The sequence below is a fragment of the Pseudoalteromonas sp. 68 DY56-GL68 genome (genome assembly GCF_041414825.1).
GTDB lineage: Bacteria > Pseudomonadota > Gammaproteobacteria > Enterobacterales > Alteromonadaceae > Pseudoalteromonas.
Genome location: NZ_JAOCZL010000025.1, coordinates 159,230 through 171,804, shown reverse-complemented (window position 1 = coordinate 171,804; position 12,575 = coordinate 159,230). Strand labels below are relative to the sequence as shown.

Below are 12,575 nucleotides of genomic sequence, written 5' to 3'. Positions count from 1 at the left end.
TGTGCTACGCATGCTGCTGTGCTTGCGTGGCTGCTTTTTCTTTACGACGTTGGACAATATAATCTTTCAATGGGAACAACAACACTAAGATTGAAATTACGAAAATACTGAGTGTTAATGGGCGGTCCCATAAAAAGCTCAGCGAGCCATCTGAAATCATCATCGCACGACGGAAGTTTCGCTCAATCATATCGCCAAGTATAAAGCCAAGTAACAAAGGTGCCATCGGGAAAGCTAGCAACCTAAGGACTAATGCCACCAACGCAAAGCCCACCATCATAAATAAATCAAAGGTGTTAAACGACACTAAATAAACGCCAATTAAGCTGAAGAATAAAATCATCACGGTGAGCACCGATTTAGGCATAGCCAGCACTTTAGCAAAATATGGGATCAACGGCAGGTTCAGAATAAGCAGTACGATATTGCCAAAATACATACTGACAATAACTGCCCAAAACACGCTTGGGTTTTCTTGCATTAACATAGGACCTGGTTGAATACCGTAGGCGATTAAGGCGCCTAACATAATCGCTGTCGTGCCAGAGCCAGGAATACCTAACGTAAGTAGCGGTACAAATGAGCCGGTACAGGCTGCATTATTAGCCGATTCAGGGGCTGCTAAGCCACGCATCGAGCCCTTACCAAATTTATCTTTCAGTGCCTTTGGAGCAAGGTTACGTTCAGTGGCGTAGGCCATAAAGCTGGCAATCGTCGCCCCTGCCCCTGGTAAAACACCGACAATAAAACCAAGTAAAGATGAGCGGCCAACCACTGGAGCCATGTCTTTGACTTCTTCTTTAGTCAGTTTTGTTGAACCAATTTTTGGCGTATCAGGATCATCCAATTTTTTATCTGGTTCAGCCTCAGGGCGCGCCACATTAATGAGTGCCTCAGCCAACGCAAACGTCGCCATTGCCACTAATAAAAAGCTAATGCCATCTAATAAATCGGCTTGGCCAAAGGTAAAACGTTCAGTACCCGAAGACGGATCAATCCCTACCGTTGCCAGCATTAAACCAAATACTGTCATCATCATAGCTTTTAAAAATTGCCCTTTATTAGAGAATGCGGCAATGGCCGTTAAGCCTAAAAACATTAGTACAACATAATCAGGTGATTGGAAACTTAACGACACTTTCGCTAATAATGGCGCAGCCACCATCAGTAAAATGGCGCCAATTGTTCCACCAATAAAGGACGCATAGGCTGCAATAGCCAGAGCTTTACCTGCCTTACCTTGTTTTGCTAGCGGGTAACCATCAAACGATGACGCTACCGTCCCTGCAACCCCTGGCGCATTAATCAAAATAGAAGACGTAGAGCCACCAAATATAGCGCCGTAGTAAACACCCGCCATTAAAATCATGCCCGAATCAGCACCAATGCTGTAAGTGATCGGGATCATCAATGCAATCGCAGTAATTGGACCAAGTCCAGGTAGCATACCGATGAAGGTGCCAACAAAGCAGCCAACAATCACATATAACAAGTTGTTCCAGTCGAGTACGGTCGACAAACCTAACATAATTCCATCAAGCATAACTTAACTCCACAGGTTGCCAGGTACTAAGTAAATGCCCAGTACTTGTGTCATTAAAAACCAAAAAACCACAGCCACAGGCACAGAGGCAAACAACAACACCGTTTTACGGCGTTCGCCCATAATAAAAAAGCCAGCAATTAAAAAGGCACTGGTGGCAATTAAAAAACCAAACGGCTCGAGCATGGCGCTATAGGCAACCATTAACACTAACAGTGCAAAGGTACGTAGTAAGTTGCCCTTACTGAGTAGCTCTGCTTTTTCTGCTGGTGCTTGCTTTAATAAATTGGCACCAATTGATAGTACACACACCACAATACCGAATACGGCATACACTTTAGGTAAGGTTGCAGAAGTAACGCTTTCGTACTCTTCAAATGGCATGAGTGGAATTTGCCAAGCCACAAGGGCGTAAAGGGTAAAGAGGACCAAGAATAAACTTGGTCCAATTAGTTCACGGTTTAACATTAAAAAGTCCCAACTAACCTAGTCTACGAATAAAACCAAGCTCTTCCATGACCACTTTTAGCTGTGCTTCCTGCTGCTCAAGCGCCTTAATAAACGCTTCTTTCTCTTGAAACAGGTTTAACCAACCATTACGCGCACGAACCGCTTCCCACTCAGGTGTTGCTTGTAATTTACGCAACTTTTCTGTGTACTGGGCTAGTTTGTCTGCTGGTAAATCTGGGGTTGCAAAAAAGCCGCGCCAGTTTACGAATTCCATGTCGTAACCTAGCGACTTTAAGGTTGGAATTTCAGGATAATCCGGTAAAGCATCTGCTGAAGTCACCGCTAAAATACGCGCTTGACCGCCATTGGCGACTTCGAGTGCTTCACTTAAGCCCGTTGAAAGTAAGTTGACCTCACCCGACAACAAGCCTGCTTTCGCTTTACCACCCGCATCGTATGGAATGTAACGTAATCGACGACCATCAATACCCGCCGCCTTCACAGCTTGTGCTGCCACTAAGTGATCCATACTGCCGCGCGCTGAACCTCCCGCCACTTTTACAGAGCCGGGATCTTTTTTCATGGCATCAATGACGTCTTGCCATGTTTTATAAGGCGAATCATTACGCACAACAAACGCGCCGTAATCAGCAATCATGCTGGCAACTGGCGTTAAATCACGATAGCTGTAAGGAATTTTGCCTGATAATGCGCGTAGGACGATAGGCGTTGAGTTCACCATCAACATATCGCCTTTTTTAGTGCCCGACTCAATCAAATAAGCAATCGCACGGCCACCGCCGCCACCCGACATATTTTGAAACGACGCATTATCTTCAATCCCCGCTTTTACCATGGCTTCACCCACACCACGGGCAGTGGTATCCCAACCGCCACCTGGACCACCAGGTACTAAAAAGTGTAAGTCAGCTAACGCCAACGGGCTGGTTACTAATAACGAGGCTGCTAATAAAGAGCTCTTAATTGATTTAAACATAGTCATAATGCACGACTCCTAAAATAAGTACTGCATACGAGCGCTGATGCCCATACCTGAATCTTCATCACCTACCAGCGAAGAAGCGCCTGCACCATCAACATCGCTGTAAATCAGGTTGCCCATAAACTTAATATCGCTGCTTAGGTAATATGATGTGCCTAACGTATAAGTAGTTACGTCTGTGCCTTGGTCTTTACTGCTGGCATTCATTTGTGAAACACGGGCAACCAGCTCCCATGCGTCTTTAATCCCTTTTGGCTGAACAAATAACGCAGAACCCGCTTTGTAATTGCGCTGCTGACCACCTAAGAAGTAACTGGCAGAAACATGAAAACCATCAAAGCGCTCACCATCTAATACATTGCTACTATCCACCGTATCGAGGTAACGGCTGGCATATTCAGCCTCTAGCGTGAATGCATTCGCTTGGTAGGCAAATTCAAGGCCTGTTTGCGACATACTATCTAGCGCTGCCGTTTCACCGCCTACCGCGTAATCCACTAAGCGCACATTGGTTTCACGCACTTCACCGCGGGCAAAACGAGCGCTTAAATCATTACCGCCCATATCGCGATAAGAGTGCCAAGCACCTAAATGAATCACATCACCAGGCGCCGCACTTGACCACGTTAAGCGACCTGTTACAGCCAATGTGAGTTTGTCGTCTTCATCATGGCCTGATGCACCAAACGCATCATTTTTGTAAACACCTACGGCATAACGTAAGCCTGAGTCCTTAAAATATTGATAAGCTGAAATACCCCAACGGAAGAAAGGTGAGAAGGTATTAGCAAGGGTGCTGCGCTCAATGGTGTTAATGTGCTTAGAGCTGGTTAGCGCATTGAGCGACATGTCTTCACGAATTTTACCAGCTTTTACTTTTAAGCCGTTGTCGAATGCATAACGTACACGGGCTAAAACAATTTCAGCCGTGCCTTCTGCAAATTCGAGTAATAGTTTGTGATCCCAGTTACCATGTTCACTTTCAACATAAGTACGGATACGTCGAGGAAAGAAGTCGCTGCCTCCAGCGCCATCATTGTCGGCATTATAAGCGCCGTCGAAATAGTTGTAATCAAGCTGTACGCGACCACCAAATTCTAGGTTAAAGCCGCTAGATGTTTTTAATGAGTCCACTTCTTTTTGAAGTGCATCGAGTTGTTGCTGTAGTTGTTCAGTGTCGCTTTGTGCGAATGCTGATGTACTTGCTAACGCCGCTGCAACGGCTAAAGCGAGCTGTGTGTTACTTGCTTTCATGAATTACTCCACACCAGATTATAATTATTTGTTGTCGTTGATCGGCCGACTGCAAATGGCGATCTGGTTTGGAGCTTAGTGTTAACGATAGATTAACGAAATGTTTAGGAGGTAAGTTGCATTGATGATAATAAATGGCTTTTTGCTCATAAAATTCATGAACAAAAAGCACATTACTAGGGTTTAGTATAAAATTCAGTCAAATTAGGAGCTTAATTGCTAACTAAAGGTCATTTCAGGTACATCTTCAGAGACAATAAGCTTACCTTGTGTCTTGGCTATAATCTCATCGACTGAGACTCCTGGGGCACGCTCTAATAAATGAAATGCACCGTCTTTAATTTCTAACAATGCCAAATCGGTGATCACTTTATTGATACAACCAACCCCAGTTAACGGCAAACTACATTCGGTCAGCAGTTTTGATTCGCCATGCTTGTTGGCATGGGTCATAGTACAAATAATGTTTTTAGCACCGGCCACTAAATCCATTGCTCCGCCCATCCCTTTAACCAACTTTTTCGGGATCATCCAACTGGCAATGTTGCCGTTTTGGTCCACTTCAAACGCACCAAGCACAGTTAAATCAACATGCCCACCACGAATCATGGCAAAGCTTTCTGCAGAGCTAAAAATAGCCGCCCCCGTTGCAGCAGTGACCGTTTCTTTACCTGCGTTGATCATATCGGCATCAACTTGGTCTGCACTTGGGTATGGCCCCATACCGAGTAAACCATTTTCAGATTGCAGCATCACTTCGATGCCATCAGGGACATAATTAGCGACCAAGGTTGGAATTCCTATACCCAAGTTAACGTAGTAACCATCCTGTAGTTCCATCGCCACGCGTTTAGCGATTTGTTCTCGTGATAATGCCATCAGCGTGCTCCTTATTGATTTTCTTGCTTAGTGGTAACTTTCTCGATGCGTTTTTCAAATTCACCTTTAATCACCCGGTCAATATAGATACCCGGCGTGTGAATTTGGCTTGGCTCCAACTCCCCCGGCTCAACAATTTCTTCAACTTCAAGAACCGTAATTTTGCCTGCGGTTGCTGCCATCGGGTTAAAGTTCATCGCCGTATGACGATAAATGCAGTTACCATAACGATCTGCTTTCCACGCTTTAACAATCGCAAAGTCGCCAGTAATACTTGGCTCCAATAAATAGTCACGGCCATTAATATTGCGGGTTTCTTTACCGTCAGCCACCGGTGTACCGACACCTGTAGCGGTATAAAATGCAGGAATGCCCGCGCCGCCAGCTCGCATTTTTTCAGCTAAAGTGCCTTGCGGTGTGAGCTCAACTTCCAGTTCACCATTTAATAGTTGCTGCTCAAATAGCGCGTTTTCACCAACGTAAGAGGCAACCATCTTGCTAATTTGTTTGTCTTCAAGCAGCACGCCTAAACCAAAACCATCAACACCACAGTTATTCGATACCACCGTTAAGCCACGGGTGCCTTGACGTTTAATTTGCGCAATCAAGCCTTCAGGAATACCGCATAAACCAAAACCACCGGCTATCACAGTCATGCCATCTTCAAGGCCAGCCATTGCTTCGCTGTAACTTGTAACTACTTTATCAAACCCTGCCATTGGCTCCTCCTATTGTGCAGTCCAACCGCCATCAATGGCGATTGCTTGGGCGGTAATATTGCGTGCTGCATCGGCCATTAAAAAGCTAATGGTATGCAGGATCTCATCTAAGCTAATAAATGCTTTTTTCGGCATCGGTGCTAGCATAATCGTGTCGATCACTTGTTGCTCAGAAATACCATGCTCTTTGGCTTGCGAGGCAATTTGTTGCTCCACAAGCGGCGTTTTTACATACGCAGGGCACACGGTATTAATGGTGATATTGGCATCATTAGTTTCAAGTGCCATGGTTTTAGCAAAGCCGATTAAGCCATGTTTGGCAGCGACATAAGCCGACTTATATTTAGACGCCACCATCGCATGGATTGAGCCAATATTAATGATGCGACCAAAATCTTGCTCACGCATGCGAGGGAGTACAGCCTTGGTCATCATCGCAGGGCCAACGAGCATAACTTGTTGCAAGAACTGCCATTTATCTGCCGGAAAATCTTCAAGCTTTGCAACGTGCTGAATACCCGCATTATTAATAAGTACATCAATTGGCTGATTAAGCTCAGTGAAAAACTGCTCTATTGCGGTGCTTTCTGCCACATTAAGTGCATACCCTTCAGCGCTGCCGCCTTGTTCAACAATGCCTGCTGCCGCTTGTTGTGCTGCTTGCTGATTTAAATCAGTCACAATAATAGTGTGACCTTGCATCGCCAGTTGCTGTGCAACATATAATCCAATACCACTGGCTGCACCGGTAATTAAAACCGTTCTGCTCATCGGGCTACTCCTCTAAAAACTCACTGATAAGCTGCGCTTTAGGGGCTATTGAGAAGATGCCATCAAGGTGTCCCCAGCCCCCTTCAATTTCTGAAATCTCAACGTCTTTACCTGCTGCTTTCATCGTTTTATACACAGTGCGCATATTCTCAGGGCGAAGCAGTAAGTCGTTCGTTGCGGGTAGCAATAATGTTTTGGCAGAGACATTTTTAAGTGCCGTTGTTAAATCGCTTTGCATGCCAGCGGTAAATAGTTGTGATGCCCGTACCAAATAAAGTACATGGTTTGCATCTTGCGTTTTCGCTCGTGCCATTGCCCGCTGAGCGAGTACTTGGTTTAACTTAGGCAAGGTGCGAATATCTTTTAACGCGCCTTCATCTAATACGTTAAAGTCAGGGAAGCTCGCGTTATAAATAATTGGATGCATCGCATCTTGCGTAATATTAAGCATGGTTGCCGCTAAACCATCTAATGGGCGCTCTTTGCCGTAGTAATTACCTTGCTGCCAGTTTTTATCTAGACGAATTGGTAACGCCCATTTTTCAAGTGCAGCGACTGTCCATACATCCATCGTTGCTGCGCCAATCACATGAATTAAGCGCTCAACTTTATCTGGGTAACGTGTTGCCCACTCAAGTGCTTGAAACGACCCCATTGATGCGCCCATCACAGCATGTAACTTAGTGATACCTAGGCTGTCGAGTAAACGCTTTTGCACATTCACAAAGTCAGTAATCGTAACCACAGGGAAATCCAAACCATAAGGTTTACCTGTTTTTGGATTAATTGACGCAGGGCCTGTGGTGATGACATTCGGATCATGCCAGTTGGCATTAACTAAGGTATCTGAGCTAATCACATAATATTTATTCGTATCGATAGCTTTACCTGGGCCGATAATCGCATCCCAATAACCCGGTAGGGCGTCATCCGCTTTATATTTACCTGCGGCATGAGACGTACCAGAGAAGTAATGAGTGATTAAAATCACATTATCTTTATTGGCGTTTAGTTTTCCATAGCTTTCCCAGCCAATGTCCACTTGCTCTAAGGTCACACCAGACACAGTGGTAAAATCTTTTGTTGTAAAATGCTGTTTTTCCACCAGCATGGTGTCGGCTTTGTTTGCAGCGCCAAACGCAGTGCTACTAAATACAACCAGCCATAGCAAAATTATTAATTTGGTTTTCATTGCTGTTCCTTAAAAGAAAATAAAGAGTCCGAGTGCCAATGCGACACCGATAAGCGGAATGACCGCAGTCAGCGCTGCCATTGACCAATACGCTCGTTGATGCGTTTCTTTACAGATAGCGCGTATCGTTGTAACCACATAGCCATTATGTGGCAAGGTATCGAGTGCTCCAGAACTAATCGCCACCACACGGTGTAGTTGTTCTGGATTCACACCCATATCTAAATACCCAGGTGCGACAAGCGGTAATGCAATGGCTTGCCCGCCAGAAGCAGAGCCTGTTAAGCCGGCAATCACACTAACCGCAACCGCAGCACCAAGTAGTTCATTACCCGGCATATGGGTCATCACATCGACAGCGGCGGTAAATGCTGGTGACACTTTCGCCACAGCGCCAAAACCAACCACGGCAGCGGTATTACCGATTGCCACTAAAGCGCCGGTTGTACCCACATTAATAGCGTTACCCATATCGTGAAAATGCTTGAAGTTAATAATCACAATACTCAACACACCACCAAGCAAGGCAACAATAAGCGCTGTTTGCTGTAAAATATCGTGCAATGCAAATGACAGAACTAATACCACAATCAGTGGGATCACACCCGTGATTGGATGCGGACGACGACGCTCAATAACCACAGGATCATCATCACGTGCTTCAAAGGTTTCGCCGTTAGCAACGGCTTTTTTGATCATCTTGTTTAACCAAAAGTAACCTGCTGTCGCCATGAAAATAGCGACCACTAAGCTCACTTCCCATGCTGCATAAGGCGATGTGCCAAGGTGCTTAACCGGAATCCAGTTTTGAATTTCTGGCGAACCTGCCGAAGTCATGGTAAAGGTCACCGAACCAAATGCCAGCGTTGCTGGAATAAAGCGGCGCGGTAAGTTTGCATCTTTAAACAGACTTAATGCCATTGGATAAACAGAAAACGCAACGATAAAGACGCTCACGCCACCATAGGTTAAAACTGCACAGGCAATCACAACCGCAAGAACGGCGTGCTTCATACCTAATTTACCCACAATGTAGCTTGCAACACTGTCTGCAGCACCGGTGTCTTCCATAAACTTACCGAATAACGAACCCAGTAAGAACATAAAGAACCACGCACTTAAGAAGCCTGCAAAGCCATCCATATAGGCGTTAATAAAGTTTGTATCTGCCGATACAGGGAAAATGGCCATGCCACTACTAAGTGCAACTAACAGTGCACAGATTGGCGCAGCGATAAATAAATTTACCCCACGCAGCGTTAAAATGATCAGCAGTATTAAACCGCCTAACAGTCCTATCATGCTCAGCATAGACATTCCTATAATTATTGTTATTACACAGATGAGGTGACATCGGAATAATGCTTTTAGTCTTACCCTAAGCGCTCAAAAAATACATAACACTAAGGTACTATCTGCTTTAAAAATAGCTTAATTGCTTGATAAATAAAGGGCTGTGGCGGGTATAGCACTATGGTACTAATTCAATTTCTGCAACTATCTTCTACATTAATTGACAGGTGACACGGGCAAATCTTATTCAGTCTTCGGCAACATCAATGTGAGTGGCCATAAGACTAATGACAACAATAACAAGGAATACAACATGATAAAGCTTAACCCAAAAGTCGCGCCACTTACTCTGGCTGTATCACTTGCTTTGGCAGGTGTCAGTGCTCAAGCGGCAGAACAAGCCGAACCTGCAGCAAAAAAAGGTGAACTTGAACGTATTCAGGTAACAGCACGTAAAACTGTTGAAAATCTGCAAGAAGTGCCTGTTGCTGTCACTTCAATTGGTGCTGAAGAACTGGCAGAAAATGGCATTGTCGTCATGACCGAAGTTCAGCAGTTTTCACCCAATACCACCTTGCAAGCTAGTCGTGGTACTAACTCTACCATTACTGCGTTTATTCGTGGTGTAGGTCAACAAGATCCTCTTTGGGGTTATGAACCAGGCGTAGGTATTTATATTGATGATGTCTACCTTGCTCGTCCACAAGGTGCCGTGCTTGATCTACTTGATGTGCAACAAATCGAAGTATTACGCGGCCCACAAGGAACACTTTACGGTAAAAATACCATAGGTGGCGCAATTAAATACGTCACCAAAGAAATGAGCGGTGATGCCACGTTAAATGTACAGGGGACTGTGGGCAGCTATAACCAGAAAGATTTAAAGATTACCGGCCAATTACCGATTGTTGACGAAAAACTTTACGTGGGCTTTGGGTTTGCAACGCTTAACCGTGATGGCTTTGGTGAGTTTTTAACATCGGCTCTTGATAACCAAGACCGCGAAAACTACAACAAAGACGTGACCGCAGCACGTGTAACACTCGAATACACACCGACTGATGACTTATTCTTTCGCTTAGCGTGGGATAAAACAGAAGACAAATCAAACGCAAAAGGTGGCTACCGTTTACTACCAAGCCTACTAACCGATGCGCCAGTTCCAGACAGCGTGTATGACTCATACACCAGCTTACCAACATGGAACAAAGTTGAACTTGAAGGCTACAGCCTGACTGCTCGTTGGGATATGACTGACTACACCAGCATTAAATATGTCGGTTCAAGCCGTGAGAGCTACTCACCAACCAACATCGACTTTGATAATACTTCAATTCAAATTTTCGATGTTCCTGCAATTTACGATGATGAGCAAACCACTCATGAATTACAGCTAAACCATCAAGGCGATAACTACAAACTGGTTTCGGGTCTTTATTACTATGACGGTGAATCATGTGGTCAATTCCAAGCTATCTTGAAAGTATTAGGTCAGGCATTAGGTGGCCCAAGCTTAACCCGTGAAACCGGTGGCTGTAGTAACTCAACAAGTAAGGCGGCTTACATCCAAGGTAGTTATGACTTTAACGAACAATGGTCAATGACATTGGGTGCGCGTTACACCAAAGACAAAAAAGAGGCGAATGTTTATAACGGTTTAATTTTTGATACTGTTTATCCAGAATCAAACTGGATCCCTGGTTACACTCGCCCAGAAGGCCAACTTGTACCGACGGTACTCGATGATGAGGAAGAATGGTCACGCTTCACACCGCGTGCAGGTGTTGAATACCAGTATTCAAACGACATCATGTTCTTTGCAAGTTACGCGCAAGGCTTTAAGTCAGGTACGTTCAACCCTCGGGCAAGCACAGCAGAGCCCGCTGCAAAACCAGAAATTGTTGATTCATTCGAAATCGGCATGAAGAGTGAGTGGAACAATAACTTACGTGCAAACGTCACCTTATTCTCACTCGACCATAAAGATCGTCAATATATTTCTGTGTTACCCGGTGAAACAGATGCAGATCTAAACCAACGCTTAGGTAATATTGGTGAGTCAACATCTGATGGTATTGAGCTTGAGCTTAACTATGTAGCATCTGAATCGCTCAGCTTTGATGCATCAATAGGTTATATTGACAGTAACTTCGATAACGTGATTGATTTTGACCCTGTAACAGGTGAACAATTCGATAAATCAGACCGTTTTACAGTATCAAACACACCTGATTTAACCTTCAATCTGGGTGCAACGTACCGTATGTACACAGAAATGGGCGACTTTGTTATTAATGGTAACTACTACCACAGAGGCGACTATGCGCTATTCGAAGAAGATAGTCTATTAACGCAAGATGCTTACGGTATCTTTAATATGGGTATTACTTGGTACAGCACAGATGGTCACTGGACTGCAGGTCTTTACGGTAAAAACTTAACGGACGAAGAGTACATGATTGGTGGTTACCAGTTCGTGGCACCTGATCCAACAGACCCAACAGATACCAGCAAATACACCCCAGGTTTAGGTGGTGATAATACGCTAATTGGTTACTACGGCGACCCTCGCACTGTAGCCTTCACTGTTGGTTACCGTTTCTAAAATAGAATCTAAATCCTTGTGTGAGAAAGGTTTGTCTGAAACTTCCCCTCAGGCAAACCTTGTTTCAAAAGGCAAAATCACTTATAACATAACGCATTGGAGAATCGAGGGAATGTCTTTAGCTGTGAACACCATAATCGCCGATGATCACCCGTTATTTAGAAGTGCGCTGCGTCAAGCTGCCGCGACATCAGTGCCTGAAGAACATATTAAAGAGACCAGTGACATTGATGGTTTGTTTACACTGTTAAGCGCTCACCCTGAGATTGAACTAATATTTTTAGACCTTACGATCCCAGGTGCAAATGGCCTACAAGCCCTTTCGCAACTGCGAAACCACTACCCTGATATCTTAGTGATCATGGTCTCTGCCAATGAGACACCCGCTATAATCAAACAAGCTATGAGCCTTGGCGCTGCTGGCTATATTCCGAAGTCATCTTCTTTAGATGTCATCAGTGAAGCAATTAGTCATGTACTTAATGGCGATACGTGGTTACCACCTGAAGTAGATTTAACTGATGTGGTGATCAACGACGAACAAAGCGAATTTGCTCGTAACCTCGAAAAACTAACCCCACAGCAATACCGCGTACTAGCGATGATTGCCGACGGTTTATTGAATAAACAAATCGCCTTTGAAATGTCGATTCAAGAAACCACAATCAAACAACATGTGTCAGCGATTTTACGCAAACTCAATGTTTATAACCGCACCCAAGCAGGCATTTTGTTTAATCAGCTTTCGCAGGTTGGCAAAATCGAGTAGCTTTTTATATAGCTCTATCACTTAACAAATCAGCTTAATTTTTTAATGAGTTTTAGTTGGCAGCGGCTTCTTATTTCAGTAACTTATCTCATAGATA

At 44.4% G+C, this 12,575-nt stretch carries 11 protein-coding genes; 2 read left to right on the top strand and 9 right to left on the bottom strand.

The features are described from left to right. Positions 1 to 4 precede the first annotated feature (4 nt). From NYF15_RS21215 to NYF15_RS21175, 9 genes are all read right to left on the bottom strand, one after another. Positions 5 to 1,543 carry a tripartite tricarboxylate transporter permease gene (locus tag NYF15_RS21215; protein WP_130150955.1) on the bottom strand — a complete coding sequence of 513 codons (1,539 nt, stop codon included), beginning with the start codon at positions 1,541 to 1,543 and terminating at the stop codon, positions 5 to 7. 3 nt (positions 1,544 to 1,546) lie between these two features. Continuing rightward, positions 1,547 to 2,011, bottom strand: a complete 465-nt coding sequence (locus NYF15_RS21210; protein WP_130150954.1) for a tripartite tricarboxylate transporter TctB family protein — start codon at positions 2,009 to 2,011, stop codon at positions 1,547 to 1,549. 13 nt (positions 2,012 to 2,024) lie between these two features. Beyond that, on the bottom strand, positions 2,025 to 2,990 hold the full coding sequence (locus NYF15_RS21205; protein WP_130150990.1) for a tripartite tricarboxylate transporter substrate binding protein: 966 nt from the start codon (positions 2,988 to 2,990) through the stop codon (positions 2,025 to 2,027). An 18-nt stretch (positions 2,991 to 3,008) separates the two neighbouring features. Further along, the gene (locus tag NYF15_RS21200; protein ID WP_237120251.1) at positions 3,009 to 4,250 is read right to left on the bottom strand and encodes a porin; all 1,242 of its coding nucleotides are present in this window, start codon (positions 4,248 to 4,250) and stop codon (positions 3,009 to 3,011) included. Positions 4,251 to 4,469: 219 nt separating this feature from the next. Continuing rightward, positions 4,470 to 5,129: a CoA transferase subunit B gene (locus NYF15_RS21195; RefSeq protein WP_237120250.1), complete on the bottom strand. Its 660-nt coding sequence runs from the start codon at positions 5,127 to 5,129 to the stop codon at positions 4,470 to 4,472. Between the two features lie 11 nt (positions 5,130 to 5,140). Next, positions 5,141 to 5,848: a CoA transferase subunit A gene (locus tag NYF15_RS21190; protein WP_054552327.1), complete on the bottom strand. Its 708-nt coding sequence runs from the start codon at positions 5,846 to 5,848 to the stop codon at positions 5,141 to 5,143. A 9-nt stretch (positions 5,849 to 5,857) separates the two neighbouring features. Beyond that, positions 5,858 to 6,619 (bottom strand): 3-hydroxybutyrate dehydrogenase, encoded by a 762-nt coding sequence (locus tag NYF15_RS21185; RefSeq protein WP_371354603.1) that lies wholly within the window; start codon positions 6,617 to 6,619, stop codon positions 5,858 to 5,860. A gap of 4 nt (positions 6,620 to 6,623) precedes the next feature. Then, positions 6,624 to 7,811: a homoserine O-acetyltransferase gene (locus NYF15_RS21180; protein WP_371354602.1), complete on the bottom strand. Its 1,188-nt coding sequence runs from the start codon at positions 7,809 to 7,811 to the stop codon at positions 6,624 to 6,626. A gap of 9 nt (positions 7,812 to 7,820) precedes the next feature. Next, the gene (locus NYF15_RS21175) at positions 7,821 to 9,122 is read right to left on the bottom strand and encodes a GntP family permease (RefSeq protein WP_188729191.1); all 1,302 of its coding nucleotides are present in this window, start codon (positions 9,120 to 9,122) and stop codon (positions 7,821 to 7,823) included. A 295-nt stretch (positions 9,123 to 9,417) separates the two neighbouring features. On the opposite strand from NYF15_RS21175, the gene NYF15_RS21170 reads away from it, so the two are divergent. Together NYF15_RS21170 and NYF15_RS21165 are read left to right on the top strand one after the other, a co-directional pair. Then, positions 9,418 to 11,709, top strand: a complete 2,292-nt coding sequence (locus tag NYF15_RS21170; protein ID WP_371354601.1) for a TonB-dependent receptor — start codon at positions 9,418 to 9,420, stop codon at positions 11,707 to 11,709. A 112-nt stretch (positions 11,710 to 11,821) separates the two neighbouring features. Next, on the top strand, positions 11,822 to 12,478 hold the full coding sequence (locus NYF15_RS21165) for a response regulator transcription factor (protein ID WP_193988003.1): 657 nt from the start codon (positions 11,822 to 11,824) through the stop codon (positions 12,476 to 12,478). Positions 12,479 to 12,575 lie beyond the last annotated feature (97 nt).

Excerpts from the sequence above, each read along its gene's own strand:
- NYF15_RS21215 (WP_130150955.1), bottom strand. The coding sequence starts at position 1,543 with ATGCTTGATGGAATTATGTTAGGTTTGTCGACCGTACTCGACTGGAAC.
- NYF15_RS21210 (WP_130150954.1), bottom strand. The coding sequence starts at position 2,011 with ATGTTAAACCGTGAACTAATTGGACCAAGTTTATTCTTGGTCCTCTTT.
- NYF15_RS21205 (WP_130150990.1), bottom strand. The coding sequence starts at position 2,990 with ATGTTTAAATCAATTAAGAGCTCTTTATTAGCAGCCTCGTTATTAGTA.
- NYF15_RS21200 (WP_237120251.1), bottom strand. The coding sequence starts at position 4,250 with ATGAAAGCAAGTAACACACAGCTCGCTTTAGCCGTTGCAGCGGCGTTA.
- NYF15_RS21195 (WP_237120250.1), bottom strand. The coding sequence starts at position 5,129 with ATGGCATTATCACGAGAACAAATCGCTAAACGCGTGGCGATGGAACTA.
- NYF15_RS21190 (WP_054552327.1), bottom strand. The coding sequence starts at position 5,848 with ATGGCAGGGTTTGATAAAGTAGTTACAAGTTACAGCGAAGCAATGGCT.
- NYF15_RS21185 (WP_371354603.1), bottom strand. The coding sequence starts at position 6,619 with ATGAGCAGAACGGTTTTAATTACCGGTGCAGCCAGTGGTATTGGATTA.
- NYF15_RS21180 (WP_371354602.1), bottom strand. The coding sequence starts at position 7,811 with ATGAAAACCAAATTAATAATTTTGCTATGGCTGGTTGTATTTAGTAGC.
- NYF15_RS21175 (WP_188729191.1), bottom strand. The coding sequence starts at position 9,122 with ATGCTGAGCATGATAGGACTGTTAGGCGGTTTAATACTGCTGATCATT.
- NYF15_RS21170 (WP_371354601.1), top strand. The coding sequence starts at position 9,418 with ATGATAAAGCTTAACCCAAAAGTCGCGCCACTTACTCTGGCTGTATCA.
- NYF15_RS21165 (WP_193988003.1), top strand. The coding sequence starts at position 11,822 with ATGTCTTTAGCTGTGAACACCATAATCGCCGATGATCACCCGTTATTT.